Below are 19,349 nucleotides of genomic sequence, written 5' to 3'. Positions count from 1 at the left end.
CGCGGATCCTCGTGAAGCTCAGCTCATCGGCTCGCCTTCCTCCGCGTCGGCCCAGAGCACCTCGCGCTCGTACACCCACCCGCTCGCGGACAGCTCCAGGCAGACCAGCGCGAGCTCCGCTTCATGGCCGCCGACGCAACCATCGAGCGCGTGATGCCGATCCACGACAGCCGCCAGTCGCCGCGGGCCGTCGCCCCGCCGTGCAGCAGGTGCTCCGCGCTGCAGCTCGTCTCGGACGTGCCCCGGTGCGCGGCCGCCGAGGCGCTCCTCGACGAGCTGCTCGGCTTCTCCACCGAAGAGCACGCGCGGGAGCGTGAATTCGTGGCTGCCGAGCCCCTTGAACATGGCGAGGATGTCCAGCACGCCGAACGCGCCTGCCGGGGGATCGAGGCGCGCGGCGTCGGCGGCCCTCCACAGATCCCGGTGTACGAGCGTCGCGAGATCGATGTCGCCTGGCTGCGGCGGCGCCTCTCCGCGCACGCGCTGGACGAGCGCCGCCGATCCGGCCCCGAAAGGGGCGCTGTCGAGCGCGCATCCGCGCAGGTGCTCGAGGCGCATCCGCTCCACTGGCCCCGTGTGCTCGGCCCCCTCGCGCGCCCGCTCCTCGAGGGCGTCCGGGGGCATGACGCCTTCCGGCACGGCCCACGCGAGGGCCCGCCGCGCGGGAACGTAGACGTATCGGCGCTCTCCTCGCTCGAAGAGGATCAGGTTGCGGCGCTGGTACTGCCAGAACCACTGGCTCACCCCGAGGACAGACCACGAATCGAAGAGCCCTGGAGGGTCGATGCGCACCGTATCGAGCTCGCTCGTCGTCCAGTGACGCTCCTGGGACCCGAGCATCAACGCGGTCAGCGGCGTGTCGGAGTTGATGACATCGTCGGCAGCGCGGCGGTGCGAGCCCTCACGGCGGGGCTCCCCGTGAGGGGCCGGCGTCCTGTAGCAAGAACGGCTGACCCCCGAGGGTGCAGGCCTCGATGGCTCGACCGCGCGCCCGCGCAGCGCTTCCCACAACCATCGACGGACGCTCCATCGATCCCCCATCGGTCGAAGATAGCTGCGGACGAGGGGACGGCCAGCGTCCCCTGTTCAGCGCTTGAGCCAGTGCCCGTAGGGCGGCGGGAGGACGCGGCTCGGCTGCTCCACTCCGAGCTTCTTGGCGGCGTGATAGGCCCAGTGCGGGTCGTCCAGGAGAGCGTGCGCCAGCACGATGAGGTCCCCCTGGCCCTCCTTCAAGGCTGCTTCGGCCTGCTCGGGCTCGTTGATGAACCACCCCGCGGCGACCGGCAGCCCCGCCTCCTTCCGGATGCGCCCGGCGTGCGGGAGCAAGAAGCCAGGGCCCCAGGGGATCTTCGAGAGATCGGGCACGGCGAACCCGTGGCTCGCGTCGAGAAGATCGAGGCCGGAGGCCTTGAGCCGCCTCGTCAGCTCGATCGACTCCTCGACCGTGACGCCGCCGTCCACCCAGTCCGTGATCGAGAGGCGGATCGTCAGCGGCAAGCGCTCCGGCCAGACGTTTCGCACCGCCTCGAACGTCTCGACCAGGAAGCGGATCCGGTTGTCGAACGACCCCCCGTACTCGTCGGTGCGCGCATTGGCGAGCGGCGAGTAGAAGCTGTGCGCGAGATATCCGTGCGCGAAGTGCAGCTCGAGCCACTGATAGCCCGCCTCGCGTGCCCGCCGCGCGGCGGCGACGAAATCGCCCTTCACGCGCTCGATGTCGGCCTTCGACATCTCCCTCGGCACCTTGGGGAGGTTCGCTCCGAACGCCTTCGCCGAGGGCGCCAGCGTCTCCCATGCGCCCTCGTCCTGCGTGAGGTGATCGTCGCCCTCCCAGGGCCGGTTGGCGCTCGCCTTCCTCCCCGCGTGCGCGAGCTGGATCCCCGCGACCGCGCCCTGCTCCTTGACGAACGCGACGATCCGCTGGAGAGGCTCGATCTGCCCGTCCTCCCACAGACCGGCGTCTCCGGGGCTGATGCGGCCTTCCGGGGATACCGCCGTCGCCTCGGCGATCGCCAGGCCGACTCCGCCCCTCGCCATCGAACCCAGATGAACGAGGTGCCAGTCGGTCGCGTACCCGTTCCTGGAGGAGTACTGGCACATGGGAGAGACGACCACGCGGTTGCGCAGCGTCACGTCCTTCAAGCGAAAGGGCTCAAATAAACTCGTCACGGAGACCTCCTTGTCAAGCCGGCGCAGCTTTGCACGCCTCCGTTCCTCGCGGGATGCCTGGCGCTACTTTTTCTCGCCCTGCTTGTCGCCCGTCGCGCCGCCGCTCGCCTCTACGAGGGAAGGTGGCGGGTTCGACTGGACCGTCTTCGCGTCGCCGGGATCGAGCGTCACCATCATGGTCCGATTGCCGCGCTCCGGGTCCACGAACGTCACCTCGTGCGACCCGGGCGCGACCTTGCGCCCCGAGATCGGCGTCGTCCCGATGGGCTTGCCGTCCAGCAGGATCTCGGTCGGCTGCGCGGCGATCACGTCGAGCATCGGCGCGTCGTCGAGCGGCGGCTCGGGCTCCGGCTCGGGTTCGGCCGCGATCGGCGCGGGTTGCGGGGGCTCCTGCGGCGGCTTCGGGGCGCCGCCGCAGCCGGCGATGGCGAGGGTGACGAGGAAGGTGGAGGTGCGAAGCATCGACGCAACGCTAGACAGGAAACGCGCGGGAGGAAATGGCGAGCGCGATACCACGCGCGCCGAGCGCGATACCACGCGCGCCGCGCGCGACCTCACGCGGCGGCAGCCCGCGGCCAGGCGTCGCGCGACCCGGCGGATCCCCACGAAGACCGGGGGTGTGCCGCCGTCCCTCCATGCAGTCGCCGCGAGCGGGCCCCGGGAAGGAGACCGCCATCATCCGCCCCGAGCGGGACGATCTCTCCCCGGAAGCTGCCCGCGCGATCCTGCTGCTCGCCTTCGACGAGCAGGATCGCGCGCGGATGCGCGAGCTCGCCCAGAAGGCGCAGCTCGTCGCCTTGCCCTCATCCGCCGCCGCTGCCGTAAGGGCGGGTGAGGATCTCGAGGAAGTGCCCGTCGGGATCGGGGAAGTACACGCCGCGCCCGCCGTCATGGTGGTTGATCTCCCCGGGGTGCTGCGCCCTGGGATCGGCCCAGTACTGGATCTGGCGTTCACGGATTCGACCGAAGATCTCGTCGAACTCGGCCTCGCTGACCAGGAAGGCGAGGTGCTGGGAGCGGATCTCGCCAGGGGTGTCGATGAAGTCGAGCGTGACGTCGTTGTCGAGCCGTACCGTCAAGAAGTGCCCGAACGGCACCGGCGCCGAGAGGCCCAGGATCTCGGCCAAAAAGGCGGCGGATGTCCGCTTGTCACGCGCCGGGACGATGGTGTGATTGAGCTGGACGGCCATGCTTGCTTCCTCCCTTCCGTGGGCGGTTGCCCATCTCCGGCGGATCTTGAGCGATCTCGCGGCGAGGGGCCACCTCCAGGCTGGCGTGATGACCTGGATCGAGCGGACTTTGCCGCCTCTTGGCCCTCGCCGCGGCGCGCCCGAGAGGATTGCTGGAGCCGGCGAGCGGCCTTAGGAGCCCCACCAGGATCGCGGCGCCGAAGCGCACCCCGCGCCCTCTGCGCGTCCGGGGTGGAGGGACGGTTTTACGCCGGAGCTGTCCGCGATCGAGGAGCGGCGAGAAATGGTGCGCATTCCGATGTTCGTCGTCGCCTTGCCCTGCAGCATGCTCGCGCTCACGGCGGCCTGCTCCGATCCTGCCCCGCCCACGTCGCCCGTGGCGCCGAAGCCCACCGACCCGGCGGTGGAGGAGGCCGCCCGGTTCATCGATGCGGCCGAGGCGGAGCTGCACGAACTCAGCACCTACAACAACCGCGCGGCGTGGGTGGCCGCTACGTACATCACCGTCGACACCGAGATCCTCTCGGCCGCGGCGAGCGCGAAGCTGCTCGGGGTGCAGGCCGATTACGCGAAGCGGGCCGCTCGCTACCTCGCCCTCGATCTGCCCTATGACGTCCGCCGCCGGCTCGAGCTCCTGCGAACGTCCCTCACGCTCTACGCACCCGCCGATCCCGCGAAGACGAAGGAGGTCGCGACCATCGCGTCGAGGCTGGAGGCGATGTACGGAGCGGGCAAGTACTGCCCGGCGAGCGGCCAGTGCCTCGATCTCGAGCAGCTGAGCAGGATCCTCGCGACGAGCCGCGACCCCGAGGAGCTGAAGCGGGCGTGGGTCGGCTGGCACACGGTCTCTGTCCCCATGCGCGGCGATTTCACGCGGCTCGTCCAGCTGGCGAACGAGGGCGCCCGCGAGCTCGGGTTCAAGGACACAGGCGACGCGTGGCGCTCGAAATTCGAGATGCGGCCCGGCGTGCTGTCGCGGGAGGTCGATCGCCTCTGGGGGCAGGTCAAGCCGCTCTACGACGCGCTCCACTGCTACGCGCGGGGCCGGCTCGCCGCGAAGTACGGCGAGGACGTCGTGCCCGGCGCGGGCCCGATACGAGCGGATCTGCTCGGCAACATGTGGGCGCAGGACTGGAGCAACGTCTACGATCTCATGGAGCCCGAGGGCGCCGCGCCGATCTACGATCTCGACGCGGCGCTGCAGGCGAAGGGGTACACGCCGATCGAGATGGTGAAGACGGGCGAGCGCTTCTTCGTCTCGCTCGGCTTCGAGCCGCTCCCGGCCACCTTCTGGGAGCGGTCGCTCTTCGTCAAGCCGGCGGATCGCGATGTCGTCTGCCACGCGAGCGCGTGGAACATCGACGACGAGGAGGATCTGCGCATCAAGATGTGCATCGAGATCACGGCCGGCGACTTCCAGACGATCCACCACGAGCTCGGCCACAACTTCTACCAGCGGGCGTACAATCACCTGCCGCTCCTGTACCGGGACAGCCCCAACCCCGCGTTTCACGAGGCCATCGGCGACACGATCGGGCTCTCGGTCAGTCCAGAGTACCTCCAGCGGATCGGGCTCGTGGACCAGCTGCCCCCCGCCTCCAGCGACCTCTCGCTCCTCCTCCGCGAGGCCCTCGGCAAGATTGCCTTCCTGCCGTTCGCTGTCGCGGTCGACCGGTGGCGCTGGGGGGTGTTCGCGGGGGACATCCAGCCGGCGGGATACAACGAGGCCTATTGGGAGCTCCGGAAGAGGTACCAGGGGGTCGTGCCGCCGGTGCCCCGCTCCGAGTCGGACTTCGATCCTGGCGCGAAGTACCATGTGGCGGCGAGCGTCCCGTACATCCGGTACTTCTTCGCCCATATCCTCCAGTTCCAGTTCCACCGCGCGCTCTGCGAGGCAGCGGGGTACAAGGGGCCGCTCCACCGCTGCACGATCTACGGCAGCGAGAAGGCCGGCGAGCGCCTCCGGCGGATGCTGGAGATGGGGCGGAGCCGCCCTTGGCCGGATGCGCTCGAGGTGGTGACGGGATCGCGGCGGATGGATGCGGGGGCGATGCTCGACTACTTCGGGCCGCTCAAGGACTGGCTCGACCAGCAGAACCGCGGCAAGACGTGCGGGTGGTAGGCGGGGCGCGCGGGATCAGGCCTGCGGCGGCGGCAGGTAGTCCGGCGGCGGCGTGTAGAAGGCGAAGCGCGTGACCGCGTGGTAGCCCATCGCTTCGTACACGGGCCGCCCCAGGTCCGTCGCGTGGAGGACGGTCCGCTGGGCGCCGGTGGCGCTCAGCGCGTCGTCGAGACAGCAGCGCATCACCGCCTCGGCGTAGCCTTTGCGCCGGTGCTCGGCTGCGGTGGCGACGAAGCCCACGTACCGGATCCCCTCCACCATGAACGTCGCCGCGCAGCAGACCGGCTGGTCGCCCACGTAGCCGACCCGACCGAACGCCCGGTCGTCCCACAGCGCCTCGTGGGCCAGGGCGGCGCGCCCGATGGGGAGCGGGAGGCTGTAAGCGGTGGAGTTGAGATCGGCGACGGCGGCGCGCGTCTCGGCGTCGCCCACGCGCCTGAGCTCCAGGCCGGCGATCTCCCGCCGCGGGGTGGGGAGCGCCTCGGCGACCATGCCCATGATCGACACCGCAGGCTGGAAGCCGAGCCCGGCCAGGAGCTCGGCGCTCGCGTCCGCGTCACCGCCGGGCGCCCAGCTGTCGGACAGCGCGAAGAACCAGGGAACGCCGCCGGTCCGGGCGAGCTCGGCGCCGATGCGCGCGCGGCGCTCCAGATCCGTGCGGTTGCCGGCCGGCGAGGAGAGGGTGGCGATGTTGAGCAGAGCCATGCCCGTGCCCGAGAGGATGGCGGAGACGCCGTCCGTCTGCTCGATCCGGTGGCCGGGGAGGCAGCGGCTGAAGTGGATCCAGGCGGCCAGGAACTGCGCGTTGCACTCTGCGATCTCGTTCGGGTCGGACATGGGAGACCTCCTCTGGACGGAGATATACAGGGCCGGGCGCCCCGGCGATCGAGCTTTCGCCGTCGAGCATGCGGGCCCGCGGCGCTGCTGTGGTTTTCGGCCCGGCAGCGGCAGGGCGCTCTGGCCGGGCAGGATGACCCGATCGAGATTGGATTGACGGATCAGGGCGCTGGATGCGACGAAATCAGCGCAAAGGCGCCAATCCCAGAGGACGCGGACCGGAGAGCGGGGTTGCGCCGACGGGCGCGAGGGGGCCGAGGTCCGCGCCGCTCGTCCCTGCCTCGGACGGCCTCACGGCTTGACCGACCCCAGCGTGTGGCAGTTGTTGCACGAGAAGTCGCCATTGCCGGTCGTGGGGTCGTACTGGACGCGCTGGAGCAGGCTGGCCATCTCGGGCACGACCTTCTCGAACATGAAGGTGCTCCACTCCGCGCGCTCGGGGTGCTCCGGGTCTTGCACGTACTCGAGGAACCCCTCCTCGGTGTCGGGTAGCACGGCGATCGCCGGGCTCGGCATGGCGTAGGCGCGCGTGGCCCCGTCGGCGCCATGGCACGTCGTGCAGTCCATGGTCTCGAACGCCGGGTCGTACGCCACGAACACCTCCTTCATCCGCGGCAGGACGTCGCTGTTCATGTACGTGACGCGCTGCTCGAAGCTCATGTCCTTCCACGCGGTCGGCTCCGGATCGCCGGAGTCCTCCGCGCCACCGCACGCGGCGACGAACAGGCACGCTGCCATCGAGACGCGCCTCACGACCGCGCTGCGTGTCCTCGTCCGGCGATCGGAAGGCGGCGCGTGATCCGGCTGCCCCTGCGTCGTCCTCGCGTCATTGGTGGCCGGGTCCGCGGTGATCATGGATCGCATGTCGTGTCTCCTCCTGGGTCGAGCTGGTTCGAAGCGGGTGGTCCGGACGGCACTGACCGGATGCGCCCTGGTTCTACCGTCACGACGAACGGGCGGACCCGAGATCGACACGCTCAGCGATGTTTTTTTTCTGCCGCGATCTGTCGACAACTGCTTGAAACTGCTGGGTCATGAGCGCGCCATGGCGGCGAGCCTCCACGTCGACCGGCGTCGACTGACGTCCACTGGCGCCGGCTGATATCGACTGATCTCGACCGACGCGGACCGGGGCAGGGGCAGGGGCAGGGATGCTCTCCTGGATCCTCTCACGAGGGCGACGCCGCGGCGCCGGGGCGGGCGTCCGGCGAGGGAGCGGAGAGGGGCGCGGACAACAGCGCCTCTGCGCACGGCGCGATCACGTCGCGCACGGCGCCCAGGTGGCAGCGCGCCCGCTCCGCCTCGGTGAGCCGGCCGTGGTCGCGCCATGCGGCGGCGTCGATCCCGGCGCGCTCGCCGAGGTGCACGCCGCGCGCCTCGGCGAGCGCCTCGTCGAACGCGCGCGCCACGGCCGCGCGCACCGGCTCGCCGCCGCGCGCCACGGCCCAGCGCACGAACGCCCACGCGAGCTCGGCGTGAGCGGCCTCGTCGGCCGCGATCCTGTCGAGGGTACGGCGCGCCTCGGGGTCGCGCGCGCGGTCCCGCTGCGCGCTGGCCAGGAGGGCGGCGAGCGTCTCGCCCACGCAGCCCTCGCGCACCGCGCTGGCCGCGGCGCCGGCGAGCGTGGGCGCGCCGAGCGCGCCGTCCATGGCCATCGCCCCCGGGCCGAGCGGCCGGCCGGCGTAGCGGCTCGCGAGCGTGAAGCACGCCCTCGCGTGCTGCAGCTCGTCCGACAGGGCGCGGTGCGCCGCGTCGATCAGGGCCGGCGGCGCGCCGAGGGCGAGCAGATCGAGCGTGAAGCGCGCGAAGGACGCGATCGAGGCGTGCTCGAGGCGCGCGTCGGCGAGCCACGCCTCCGCCAGGGCGGCGCGCGTCGCGGGATCGAGCGCGATCGGGTCGTCCGCCGCAGGATCGAGCACCCAGTCGGCGCGCGCCTCGACGCCGGCCAGGCGCGGCTCGCCGCCCACGAGGAACGGGCGGCCGCAGGCGCCGATGCCCGGGTCGTCGACGTCGTAGCAGCACTGGCCGTCCTCCAGCCGGCCGTTCTCGTAGCGCACGCAGGATACGGGGTTCGGATGGTAGTCGCTCGGGCAGGCCTCTGCGCTCCCACCCGCGCCGCCGGCCCCGCTGCCCCCGTCGCCCCCGCCGCCGGCGTTTGCCTGGATCTCTTCCGGCGAAAAGCACCTCGTCTGGACGCTGCTCTGACCGCCGGCGCCGCCCTGACCCGCAGCGCCGCCCTGACCCGCAGCGCCGCCCTGACCCGCAGCGCCGCCCTGACCGCCCGCGCCCGTACCTGACTCCGTGCCCTCCACGGCGCCATCGAGGCAGCCGACAGCCAGCGACAGGCCGGTGAACATGCCGGCTCCCACGATGTGCATGATACGCGCGCGAAGATCTCTGGTCATGGTGCTTTGCCTCCTGCCATGTGCCGTCCCTCGGCCGGGATCGGGATGTTTCCTGATCCCCGGGACGCGGTCACGCCGCGCCGAGCGTCACCGGCACGGCCGTTGGCTTGCGGAAGAACAGGCTGGGCGCGTAGCTGGGCCGCGCCGCGGCGGCGAGGCGCAGGCCGGGGAACGCCGCGCGCAGCGCCTGCACGGCGCACCTCACCTCGATGCGCGCGAGGGGAGCGCCGATGCACGTGTGGACCCCCCAGCCGAAGCCGAGGTGCCGCCCGCGCGGGGTGGCGACGGGGCGGGTCACGTCGAACCGCTCCGGGCTCGGGAAGACCGCGGGGTCGTGGTTGGCCGCCCCGAAGAAGGCGAACGCCGTGGCGCCCGCGGGGATCTCGACGCCGCCGACGACAGCGGGCGCCGTCGCGCGCCGCGGCTCCATCTGCACGGGCGCGTCGATCCGGAGCGTCTCCTCGATCGCCGCCTGGAGCAGCGCCGCGTCGCCGCCGATGGCGTCCCAGAGCGCGGGCGCCTCGAGCAGGCGGAGCACGAGCGAGCCGATCAGGCTCGCGACGGTCTCGTAGCCGGCGAAGAACAGGACGATGATATGGGAGATCATCTCGTCGACCGACAGCGGCGCCTCGCCGTCGACCTGGGCGCCGATCAGGGCCGTGATGAGGTCGTCGGCGGGCTCGGCGCGGCGCCGCTCGATGAGAGCGGCCAGGTAGCGCTCGTAGGAGACGAACCGCCGCGCCGCCTCCACCTTTCGCGCCGTGTCGGCCGTCGGATCGTAGAGCGTGAACCGCTCGTCCTGGCAGGCCCTGAGCAGGGGCGCGTCCTCGAGCGGTATCCCGACGAGGGCGGCGCTCATCTGCAAGGGGAGCGGGAAGGCGAGCGCCTGCATCAGATCCACCGGTCCGCCGCCGAGGTCCATGGCGCGCACCAGCTCGTTTGCGGCCCGGGCGATCGCCGGCTCGAGGGAGGCGACCCTCGCCGGCGTGAACCCCTTGGAGAACAGCGCCCGCGCGCGCGTGTGCCCGGGAGGGTCGTTGTTGAAGAGCGCAGGCGGCATCTCGTAGACGCCCTGCTTGAGCTCGGCGATCACCTCCGGCGGCAGATCCGGCGGCAGGTCGAGGATGTGCGCGGAAGAGAACAGGACCGGCTCGCGGAGCACCTGCGTGAGCTCGGCGTGGCCCGTGACGAGGTAGGCGGAGAACGCCTCGCTGTAAGCGACCGGGGCCTCCCGGTGGGCCGCCTGATAGAAGGCGAGCGCGGGGTCGTCCGCATAACCCGGCGAGAAGGGCTGGAACAGCGCGCCGACCCGGCGCGCGCTCTCGCTGACCGGCGTCCCGTGAGGGGTGTTCTCGTCAAGCATCGATCCCGAGCGTACCGGGTCCGGCGAGCGAGGGAAACAGCCCGCGAGCACGGCGCCGCCTCGATCTCGACCCGGCGGCCACGCTCGGCCGGGCTTCCCCGCCGCGCGCGACCGCCTGATGGGATGGGATCCAGAGGTCCTGGATGTTGTCACATCCGATGCTCGTGCCGAGGCTGTGACAGTGGATGGCGGTCTCCGGCGCCAGGTCCATACGATGGATGTTCGGAGTCCGGTAACAGGTGGACTGGTCCTTGCCAACGATCAGATATGCCCACCGCCTCCCTGTCGGGGTGGGGCCCGACATCGTGCAATCGAGCCTCGTCCCTGCCACGAAGCCGTTCACGATCGCTCGCTCGGTCTCGCCGGCTTCTTCGCTGTCGCCCGACGGTCACTGGCCTCACTTCGGATATCGAGACATCTCGGCGCTCGGGGCAAAATCGTGCGACAGGGGCACGGAGAACACCGCGAGTGACAGGGAAACGAGCGACATCGACGATGGATAGGGTCGCCAGGGACATGGAGCCTGGCGACAGGACATGGAGAACGCCGCCAGGGACACGGAGTCGAACGATATGGAGAGGGAGATCTTGGCCAGGGACAACGATCGGAGCCCTGGCGACCTGCGGCGTTGGCGCCAGCGACACGGAGACCGCCGTCCGGGCCGAGGCATGGCGGGCCGGGGGCCGAGGTATGGCGGGCCAGGGACGAGGTCCGGCGTGCCAGGGACAAGACGCGACGTGCCAGGGACACCCGGGAGCGCCTTCGCCTGTCCCTGACGCCGGCCGTCACGCCGGATCGTGCGCGATCACGGGCGCCGGCGGGGGAGCGCGCCGGAAGAGGCCGCGCGCCATCGCGCGGCCCGCGCTTCACAGCACGTGGGGGAGCGGCAAGGCGATCCCGGTGAGCGGCGGCATCTGGCCGGCGCGCGCCAGGGCATCGCCGTACGCGGCGTCTCCGCTGCGGAGGTCGCCGAGCCGGCGCGGCGCGAAGCGGATGTCGTCGAAGACCGCGGTGCAGCCGTCGCCTGCCGGCGACTGGGCCGAGAAGCCGACGGCGAGCTCCGCCGTGCTGCCCAGCGAGAAGCTGCGGACGAGGTGCCATGTCGTCCCGTCGGTGGAGGCGTGGAACGCGCACACCCGCCCGAGCCGCGAGACGCGCAGCCAGACGTGATCCGCGTCGACCTCGAAGGATCGGCGGTCGTCCGACAGGCCGCGGGTCACCACGGAGACGACCGTCGGGGCGCCCTCCGGCGAGAGCTCGAAGCAGAGCTTCGCCCACGAGCGCTCGTGCGCCCAGAGGAGCAGCACGCCGGCGTCGCGCACCGCCGAGAAGCCCACCGTCACCCGCGCGCTGGCAAGGAAATCCCCGTGCGGCGTCCCGAGCAGGCGCGGCGCGTTCAGGGCGCCCCGGGTGCGCTCCGGATCGAGGAACAGGTCGGTCTTGCCGCCCGCTGTGACGGTCAGGCTCGACGCTTTCCCGGCGCTCCAGCTCCTGGGCGGTACCTCCCAGCGGAGTGGTGTGGGCCACGGCGTTAGGTGCACAGGTTCACTCACCTCGTATCCCTCCCCTGCATCGCGTCGATGGTACCGGAGTGCGCTCCTGTATTGTCGTGGAATCGTTTCGGTGTGTATGGAGGATCTCGGTTCTATGAGAATTACCGTCCTTCTGGTCTCCTGCTGCTTGGTTGGAATCCTGACGGGATGTTTGAAACCGAGGCACGGACCGCCCGAGTTCCTGCTCGGTGCGACGGCGGTTCAGACGTCGCCCGGTCGCGACGGTCATCGAAACGAGACCTCTGGCGCCGGGGTCACCGGCACCGGGTATGCGGACGCCGCGGTCGCCCTCGCCGGTGCGGCCGGGTCGACCGTCGCAAACCGCGCGGTGTACGACACGTGTTACGCGGCGTGTCCAACCGGGACGGCGTGCGACGCAGCCACGGGGATGTGTGTGCGGCAGCCGTGCGGAGGGAAGTGTCCGGCCGACTACCGATGCAGGGTCGTCGAGGGGAAGGAGGCGTGTGTCCTCGGCGAGCCCGATCGCGGCGTGGTGTCGCCGCCGGCCGCGCCCGGGGCAGGGGAGCTCGGGCCGGGAGGGACGCCAGGGGATGCGCCGGGGCCGCGCGTGAACTGACGAGCGGCGGCTGGCTCGATCACCGCCCCTCGATCCGCCTCATCACCTCTGCATAGACCTCGCGCCGGTCCGGCCGCGCGCGGCCCAGCGCGTCCTTGAGCGCGGGGATCGCCGGGGCGCCCACGTGCCCGAGCCCCTCCGCGGCCGCGCGGCGGACGACCGCGTGCGGGTGCAGGAGCAGGCCCACGATCGCGGGGAGCGCGGGCGGCCATGGCGCAAAACAGAGGATCCGGATCGCCGAGCGGACCACGTCCGGCAGCGGATCCGAGAGGAGCGCGCACGTCGCGCGCAGGTAGGCGGCGCGATCCACCGCGTCGCGGAGCAGCCGGTGCGCGTGGAGCCGCACCCGGGGACGCCGATCGCCGAGCAGCTCCACGAGCAGCGCCGCGAGCTCCCCGTCGGGCGCCCCGGCCAGCGCCGAGAGCGCCCGGCGGGCCTGCTCCGCGTCCCCTGCGCGCGCGAGCCGCACGAGCTCGTGCCGCGACGGACCCCGGTCGCCCGCCTCGGGCGCGCACGGCTCGGGGCGCGCGCGCAGCGCCTCCAGCGCCCGCGCGTCCTCGGCCGCGCGTCCCCCTCCGGGCGGCCGGAGCGGGCCGTCGTCGAGGGAGAGCCGCCCGGCCAGATCGGCGCGCCCCTCGGCGCGGAGGCGCTCCGCCACGGCCTCGAGCTCCGGCGTCCGGAGCAGCCGCTCGCCGGCGATCAGATCGAGGTAGCCCCACGCGCCCTGCCGGAGGTGATCGAGCAGGCGAGCCGCCCGCGCGTCGGGCGCGACGCGGCGGATCGCCTGGGCCGCCGCCGCGCGCGTCGCCGGCGCGCCCGACTCCCACCACGAGAGCAGCTGCGGGAACAGGCGCTCCGCTTCCGGCGGCATCAGCAGGTCCGCGAGGCGCGCCGCGCGCTCCCGGCGCGCCTCGTCGGCCGGGTCGCCCCGGAGCTCTCCCTCGGAGAGATCGAGCAGCGAGGGCGCCAGGGAGGGCAGCCCCGGGCGGTCCACGCCATCCATGTCGCCGCGCAGGTAGGCCTGCAGCGCGGCGGCGCGGGCGTCGGGCTCCGGCCACGAGAGGAGCGCGACGGCGGCCTTGCTCCGGAGCTCGGGCGCGGGCGCGGCCAGCATCGACAGGAGGCGCTCGCGGAGCGCGGCCGAGCGCGGCTGGTCGAGATCGGACGGCCGGGCCACCCGCGCGTCGCCGCGCGGCGCGGCCGCCTGCTCGGCGAGGGTCCAGGGCGGCGCGCCGATCGGCTGGAGCGCCTCCATCCAGTCGAGCAGCGCCGGCCGCGCCGCCTCGGCCGCGGCCGGGAACACCTCGATGAGCGCGGCGAGCTGCGCGCGCGATCCGAGGCCGCCGCGCGGCGCCGCCCGGAGCGCCGCGAGCGCCGCCGGCTCGAGCGCCGCGGCCCGGAGCGCAGCCCGCCACGCGGCCGCGCCCTCGGGATCCTCGCCGTCGCCCGCCTCGGCCGTCGCCCCGAACGCCTCGCGCAGGATCGCCGGTTCGGCCGTCCACGGATCGGCGGCGGCGCGCGCCGTCGCGAGCGCGTGATCGACGTCGGCGCGCCCCAGGATCGCCCCGCACCGCCGCAGCAGCGCGAGCGGCGATCGGCGCGCCCCCGGCGCCGGCGCGAGCCCGCGCACGCGCGCCGCGACGCCGAGCGCCTCGGCGCGCGGGAGCTCGGGCGCCGCCTCCTCGAGCAGCGGGAGCAGCCCGTCGCGCAGCTCGGCCGCCGCCGCCGCGAGGCCGTCGAGCAGCACCGCGGCGTGCCGGGCGTACAGGCGCGCCTCGGCGGGCGACAACGGGGCGGTGGACACGCGGGCGATCAGCCGGAGCGCCGCGTCGCGCAGCGCCGGCTCGCCCGCTGCCAGGCGGAGCCACTCCGGCGTGAGCGTCCGCAGGGCGGCGAGCCACCGCTGCGTCAGCGCCGCCTGCCGCTCGAGCAGGCGCCGCGCCGTCGCGTCGTCCCAGCCATCGCGGGCGAGCGCGGCAGCGAGCGCGTCCGCGTCGTCCGGAGGAGGCGCCGCGCCGGGGCGCCCTCGCTCGCGGGCAGGGAGGCCGTGCGCCTCGAGCTCCACGGCGAGCTCGCCGGCGGTCCCGGAGGCGAGGGCGATCTCGCCGTCGAGCACCCGCTCGAGCAGCCGCGCCGCCGCGGCCGAGCCCTGGCGGAGCCCGCTCCGGATCGCCTGCGCCGACAGCTTGCCGCTCAGGGCGTCGAGCAGCCGGTCGCGGGCACGCTCGTCCTCCACGGCCCCTGCGGCGGCGAGGATCGTCGCCTCGCAGGCCGGCCCGACGATCGACCGCAGCGCGGCCTCGAGCGCCGCGCGCAGCCCCGGGTTGTCGTGGCGGCCGAGCCAGAAGACGAGCTTCGGCACGGCCTCGGGCCCGCCCGCCCGCGCCAGCGCCTCGGCCGCCGTCTTCTTGATGCTCATGTTCGGGTGATCGAGGCACGCGGCGATGGCGGGGCAGGCCCAGCGCGCCCCCATGCCCCCGAGCGCGCGCAGCGCCTGCCGCGCCGTCTGCACGTCGCCCGCGCCCGTGAGGAGCGTCAGGCTGGCCGAGAGCGCCTCCGCGCCGTCCTCGGCGAGCAGCGCGATCACGCGCTTGCGCACGCGGGGATCGCGGTGGCGGAGCAAGCGCGGGACGCGGGAGCGCGCGCCCTGACCGCGCGCCGACCGCAGCAGGTCGACGAGGAGCGCGCGCTCGCCCGCGGACACGCCGGGTCGGTCGAGGAGCTCGAGGGCGAGGCTCGCGAGCAGCGCGTCGCCGGCAGCGCTCCCGCTCGCGGCGTCGAGGAGGCAGACAGGCCGGATCTTCCGGCGCTCGTGGAGCCGCCGGCCGAGGCCGCGGATCGCCTCCGCGACATCGTCCGGGATCGCCGGCTCCGCGGATCGCGCGGGGCCCGTGTCGAGGTCGCGATCGTGCGGCTGGGCTGGCCCGCCGGGGATCCACGCCGCGGCGAGGTCCGCCGCGATCCGGAGCAGCAGATCGGCGATCGCCGGGAGGGCGCTCGCGTCGCCCGCGCGCGCGAGCGCCCTGAGCGCGTCCGCGGGCGTGCACCGCTTCACCGCGCGCTGGAGGACGGCGAGCTCCGCCGCCTCGGGCGCGCCGAGGTCGGCGGCGATCTCGGCCGGCAGGTCCCGTGGGTTCAGGCGGGCGACGAGCGCGCGCCGCTCCGCCGGATCCTCCGTCAGGTGCCAGAGCAGCGCCACGGCCCGATGGCGCTCGCCGCGGAGGTGGGGGACGATCGCCGCGTCGCCCTGGCCGAGCGCGGCCCGGAGCGCGTCCGCCGTGCGCGGGCCGCCGAGCGCGGCGAGCGCCTCCAGCGCCGCGGCGGGCGCGCGCGGCAGGGCGGCGAGCACGTCGTCCTCCGCGGCTGCGTGGCGCAGGGCGCCCAGCGCGCGCAGGAGGGGCGCGGGCGACGGCGCGTCGCGGAGCTTCTCGGCGAGCGCGTCGCCGAGCGGGAGATCGGCCGCGCCCTGCCGCGCCATGGCGACGATGATCTCGGCGCGGCGCGCCCAGCTCGCGTCGCTGCCCGGCGCCGCGGCGAGCGCCGACAGGAGCGCGCGCCGGCAGGTGAAGGCGACCGCCGCGACGTCCTCCGCGGCGATCGTGGGATCGGCGAGGGCGAGGTCGAGCAGGGCCGCCGCGTGCTCCGGGGCGGGGAAGTGCCCGCGCCGGTGCAGCGCGCGCAGGCAGGCGATCGCGCTCGGGCCGAGCAGCAGCGGATCGCCCGCCGCGACGTTCAGGATGGCGCCGACGTCCTCGCGGGTCGCGTGCTCGCCGAGGAGCGTGAGCGCCCGCTGCCGTAGCCGCGGCGGCGCGTCCTCGCGCGAGACGAACGCGCGGAGCGCGGCGCCCTCGCCGTGGCGCGCCGCCGTCTCCAGCGCGGCGGCGGCCACCTCGGGGGCGCCGCCGAGGAGCTGCCCCAGGCGCGCGCCCGGGAGCGGCCCGCCGGCGAGGACGGCCCAGGGCTCGGCGAGCTCGCGCAGGGCGGCGGCGACGATCGCGGGCGCCGGCGCGTCGAGCAGCGCGGCGAGCACCGCGCGCGCCTGCTCCGGCGCGAGCAGCGCCGCATGCAGGCAGCGCCGCGTGAGGTCGAGCGCCGCGGCCGCGAGGACCGGCTCGCGGCGCGCCGCGAGCTCAGGGAGGAGCGCCTCTGGGGCGGGGATCTCGGCCGGATCGAGCGCGTGGAGCGCCTGGCAGAGGAGCTCGCCGGCGGGCTCGCCGCGGACGGCCTCCGGCCGCGTGAGGATCTCGGTCCGGAGCCACGCGACGCGAACGGCGGCGGGGAGCGAGGCCTCGCGCCACGCCGGGAGGCGCTGATCCGGGAGGGAGGGCCAGAGCTCGCGGTAGAGCCCGGCGAGGAGCAGCGCGACCTCCGGCGTCCTGTCCAGCGTGCGCGGGAGCAGCGCCGCGAGCTCTCGCCGCCCTGCGCTGCCCTCGCGCCCTGCGGCCTGGGCCATCCGCGTGAGCCCGAGGTACCGCACGCGCTCGTCCTCGTGCTTCACGAGCCGGGGGAGCATCTCCTTGCTGCAGCGCGCTTCATCGACGTGCTCGGCGAGCCACCGCACGTCCGCGCGGCGGAGCGCCGCGGCGAACGTCTCGTCCAGGTGCACCATGGCGGCGCCATCGTAGACCGGCGCGCGGCGGCGCGGCGCCGGCAAAGCGACGGCCGGCGCCTCGTCACCGAGGCCGTCGGCGCGCGGTCACCGCGACCGTCAGCGCCCCGTCACCGAGGCCGTCGGCGCGCGGTCGCTCCGGGTCACTCCGACGGCCTGCTCCCCGTCACGGCAGCGCGCGACAGGTTCAGCAGCGCCTTTGCGCGCGAGTACGCGATGTACGGGTTGTCCGTGGAGCCGCCCAGATCATCGGCGTCTTCCCCTGGGCCCTGCGCCCTCACCGGGAGCCAGAGGTAGTCGGGGTGCAGCTGCTTGCCGTTGATGCCGTTGACCAGGGAGGGGTTCTTGATCCACTCGCCGCCGAGCACCGCCAGCCGATCGTCGAGCTCGAGCACGTAGTGGAGCTCCACGTTCAGGACCGGGACGTTGCGCTGCGCGGGGGGCAGGAGGAGCTGGTCGGGGCTCACCTCGTCCGAGACCATCCCGTAGCGCCCGCTGACGCGGACGAAGCGCCTCGCGTACGGGTTGAACCGGTAATTGTAGCAATCCGCCCCCTGGAACCCGCCGTTACACACGAGCCGCGCTGCCTCCTGCGCGCTCACCTCCGTCATCGTGTCGATGGCGAACGACGTGACCGGGTAGCTCCACACCTCGCGGTGCCAGGTGTAGTCGACGACGAACGCGCGCCGCGCCCGCGCGCTCGACGGCGAGCTGATGGAGCTCGCGCCCAGCCCGAGGAGGCCGGTCATGGCGATGTGCATCGTCCCGGGGTTCAGGTCGCGGCACGCCGGATCGACGGGCCTGCCGTACTGATCGCGCTGGACGAGGTCCTCCCGCGTCTCGCAGCGCCGCCCGGACACCGTGGCCGAGTCGCTGTGGTAGAGCTCGGTCATGAGCGCCTCGATGTCGGCGGTGCGGAACAGGATGCACCCCGTCTCGACCGAAGCGCACGTGGTCACCTTGCCGCCCGAGAGCTTCACGCGGATGTCGTGCTGCGGCGGCCCGCCGTCCTCGGCGACGACGTAGGCCGCCCAGCCGTTGCAGTGTCCCCACCAGTACTCCGGGGTCACCCCTTGATACAGGCCGTGGTGCTTGAGCTCCCAGTAGGTCGTCGGCCCCGCCACCTGCGTCGCCCGGGGAGCGCGCAGCCCCTCGGCCCGGCCCACCTCCAGCGCGATTGCGCCCGCGGGCGGAGCGAGGGACCGGCCCTGTCCCGCGTAGAACAGGAGATCGTACTTCTCGGTCGGCGAGAGGTTGTCTGGATCGGACGTCAGATCGCCGTAGTCCTTGACCGCGGAGTTCCACCGGTCCGCGATGCCGTTCTTGTTCTGCGGCCACCACTGCGAGGCGAAGGGGCCCCCGGACTGGCCTTGCAGCAGGCTCGAGCTCAGCGCCACGTACGACCCCCTGAGCTCCGGATGCAGGCTCGTGGGCAGATTCGCGCCGTCGATCGGCTCTCGCGTCCCGGTCAGCGGGATGAGGAGCTCGTGCGAGCCGCCGAGGATCTGCCCGGTCTCCGGTGAGAACCCGAGCACGTACGGAATCGTTCCACCCTCGATGAAGCGCGCCGTCTCCAGCTGCGCGCCGCTCTGGAGAGCGGCCACGCTTTCGCGTGGCGGCTCTTGTTGATCCAGGTCCATACAGCCCAGCGCGAGAACCGCTGAGCCCACCGCGATTGCACCGATGCGCATTGTCATGGCCGCTCCCCCCGGACGCCTACCCCGTGCCACCTGGGTCGCCGGTGTCTGCAGAGGTCAGGCCAGCGGAGAGGAGGATGCGTCGCGCAAACGATGCACGCGCGCGGCACGTGCGCGCAGCCGTACTGCATTGAAGGTCTCGTTAGTCCTTTGCATACTCCTTTGCGCTCGGGCGTATGCGCTCCAGACGGCCGACGGTGCGCTCACGCGCCTCTGGCCCGCGCACGGTGAGCGCCCACCGCGGGCTTTCGCCCGGGATGGTCTCCTGCGGCGTCACGTCCTCGTGCGAGCCGAGGTCGTCGCGCGCCAGCTCGGCCGGCAGCACGCACGCCGGGTCCGGCGGGTGGCGTGCCGCGCGCCTCGCCACGAGGCACGACGTCCTCGCGCCCCGGGCGGTTCTGTCGTCACGTGACGTGGCGGGCGGCCGGTACCTCGGACGTTTCGGCGCCGCATCGAGCGACGAAGCAGGCTCATGCGGTGCGGGCAACATCGCGCGACCGAGCGACCGAGCGACCACGCGACCGCGCCCTCTGCGACCGCGCGCTCGAGGCCGTCCGGCCGCGCCACGGGCCCGTTGACACCTTCGTGAAACATAGATAAGTTCACCGTCGCACGTCGGCGGAAACGCAGGCGGAAGCCGAGATCTTGAGCAGCGAAGCCGCTGCGCTTTCGGAGCACTTGCCCGGCGGGCCACGGCAGGCCGGCGAGTCGACCGGATCGATCCAGTAGAAAGAAAGGGTTGACAGGTTCGAGGTAGGCCGTTAGAAGGCCCGCCCCGAGCTGACGGACCAGCAGCTGAGCAGCGGAAGCGCTGCGGCTCTGGGCCG

At 73.3% G+C, this 19,349-nt stretch carries 14 protein-coding genes; 2 read left to right on the top strand and 12 right to left on the bottom strand.

The genetic code is table 11. From position 1 onward, the window contains the following. Positions 1 to 18: 18 nt before the first annotated feature. The 4 genes from POL72_RS31120 to POL72_RS31105 all read right to left on the bottom strand — a co-directional run bounded on the left by POL72_RS31120 (position 19) and on the right by POL72_RS31105 (position 3,359). Entirely contained in the window at positions 19 to 840 is an 822-nt protein-coding gene (locus tag POL72_RS31120) for a hypothetical protein (protein WP_272099903.1), read from the bottom strand. 246 nt (positions 841 to 1,086) lie between these two features. Then, positions 1,087 to 2,169, bottom strand: coding sequence for an NADH:flavin oxidoreductase/NADH oxidase (locus POL72_RS31115; RefSeq protein WP_272099901.1), 1,083 nt, complete (start codon positions 2,167 to 2,169; stop codon positions 1,087 to 1,089). A gap of 63 nt (positions 2,170 to 2,232) precedes the next feature. After that, positions 2,233 to 2,631, bottom strand: a complete 399-nt coding sequence (locus tag POL72_RS31110) for a PEGA domain-containing protein (RefSeq protein ID WP_272099900.1) — start codon at positions 2,629 to 2,631, stop codon at positions 2,233 to 2,235. Between the two features lie 341 nt (positions 2,632 to 2,972). Continuing rightward, the gene (locus tag POL72_RS31105; protein WP_272099898.1) at positions 2,973 to 3,359 is read right to left on the bottom strand and encodes a VOC family protein; all 387 of its coding nucleotides are present in this window, start codon (positions 3,357 to 3,359) and stop codon (positions 2,973 to 2,975) included. A gap of 283 nt (positions 3,360 to 3,642) precedes the next feature. Here POL72_RS31105 and POL72_RS31100 point away from each other — a divergent pair, with 283 nt between their 5' ends. Continuing rightward, positions 3,643 to 5,481, top strand: coding sequence for a M2 family metallopeptidase (locus POL72_RS31100; RefSeq protein ID WP_272099896.1), 1,839 nt, complete (start codon positions 3,643 to 3,645; stop codon positions 5,479 to 5,481). A 15-nt stretch (positions 5,482 to 5,496) separates the two neighbouring features. Here the strand turns inward: POL72_RS31100 and POL72_RS31095 are convergent, their stop codons facing one another. From POL72_RS31095 to POL72_RS31075, 5 genes are all read right to left on the bottom strand, one after another. Beyond that, entirely contained in the window at positions 5,497 to 6,318 is an 822-nt protein-coding gene (locus POL72_RS31095) for a GNAT family N-acetyltransferase (protein WP_272099894.1), read from the bottom strand. 291 nt (positions 6,319 to 6,609) lie between these two features. Then, positions 6,610 to 7,182 carry a hypothetical protein gene (locus POL72_RS31090; RefSeq protein WP_272099892.1) on the bottom strand — a complete coding sequence of 191 codons (573 nt, stop codon included), beginning with the start codon at positions 7,180 to 7,182 and terminating at the stop codon, positions 6,610 to 6,612. 305 nt (positions 7,183 to 7,487) lie between these two features. Beyond that, a complete protein-coding gene (locus tag POL72_RS31085) occupies positions 7,488 to 8,723 on the bottom strand; it encodes a ferritin-like domain-containing protein (protein WP_272099890.1) in 1,236 nt (411 codons plus the stop codon). A gap of 70 nt (positions 8,724 to 8,793) precedes the next feature. Beyond that, positions 8,794 to 10,086 carry a cytochrome P450 gene (locus tag POL72_RS31080; protein WP_272099888.1) on the bottom strand — a complete coding sequence of 431 codons (1,293 nt, stop codon included), beginning with the start codon at positions 10,084 to 10,086 and terminating at the stop codon, positions 8,794 to 8,796. 866 nt (positions 10,087 to 10,952) lie between these two features. After that, positions 10,953 to 11,627 (bottom strand): DUF1349 domain-containing protein, encoded by a 675-nt coding sequence (locus POL72_RS31075; protein ID WP_272099886.1) that lies wholly within the window; start codon positions 11,625 to 11,627, stop codon positions 10,953 to 10,955. Between the two features lie 163 nt (positions 11,628 to 11,790). Between POL72_RS31075 and POL72_RS31070 the strand changes: the two genes are divergently transcribed. Further along, positions 11,791 to 12,216: a hypothetical protein gene (locus POL72_RS31070; RefSeq protein WP_272099884.1), complete on the top strand. Its 426-nt coding sequence runs from the start codon at positions 11,791 to 11,793 to the stop codon at positions 12,214 to 12,216. Between the two features lie 19 nt (positions 12,217 to 12,235). Here the strand turns inward: POL72_RS31070 and POL72_RS31065 are convergent, their stop codons facing one another. The 3 genes from POL72_RS31065 to POL72_RS31055 all read right to left on the bottom strand — a co-directional run bounded on the left by POL72_RS31065 (position 12,236) and on the right by POL72_RS31055 (position 18,889). After that, positions 12,236 to 16,825, bottom strand: a complete 4,590-nt coding sequence (locus tag POL72_RS31065) for a HEAT repeat domain-containing protein (protein ID WP_272099882.1) — start codon at positions 16,823 to 16,825, stop codon at positions 12,236 to 12,238. Positions 16,826 to 16,968: 143 nt separating this feature from the next. Beyond that, positions 16,969 to 18,429, bottom strand: coding sequence for a hypothetical protein (locus POL72_RS31060; protein WP_272099880.1), 1,461 nt, complete (start codon positions 18,427 to 18,429; stop codon positions 16,969 to 16,971). A 235-nt stretch (positions 18,430 to 18,664) separates the two neighbouring features. Then, positions 18,665 to 18,889 carry a hypothetical protein gene (locus POL72_RS31055; RefSeq protein ID WP_272099878.1) on the bottom strand — a complete coding sequence of 75 codons (225 nt, stop codon included), beginning with the start codon at positions 18,887 to 18,889 and terminating at the stop codon, positions 18,665 to 18,667. Positions 18,890 to 19,349 lie beyond the last annotated feature (460 nt).

Source organism: Sorangium aterium, assembly GCF_028368935.1.
Classification (GTDB): domain Bacteria; phylum Myxococcota_A; class Polyangia; order Polyangiales; family Polyangiaceae; genus Sorangium; species Sorangium atrum.
Note: the sequence above shows the minus strand (reverse complement) of the source record. Positions and strands in the feature narration are given on the sequence as shown.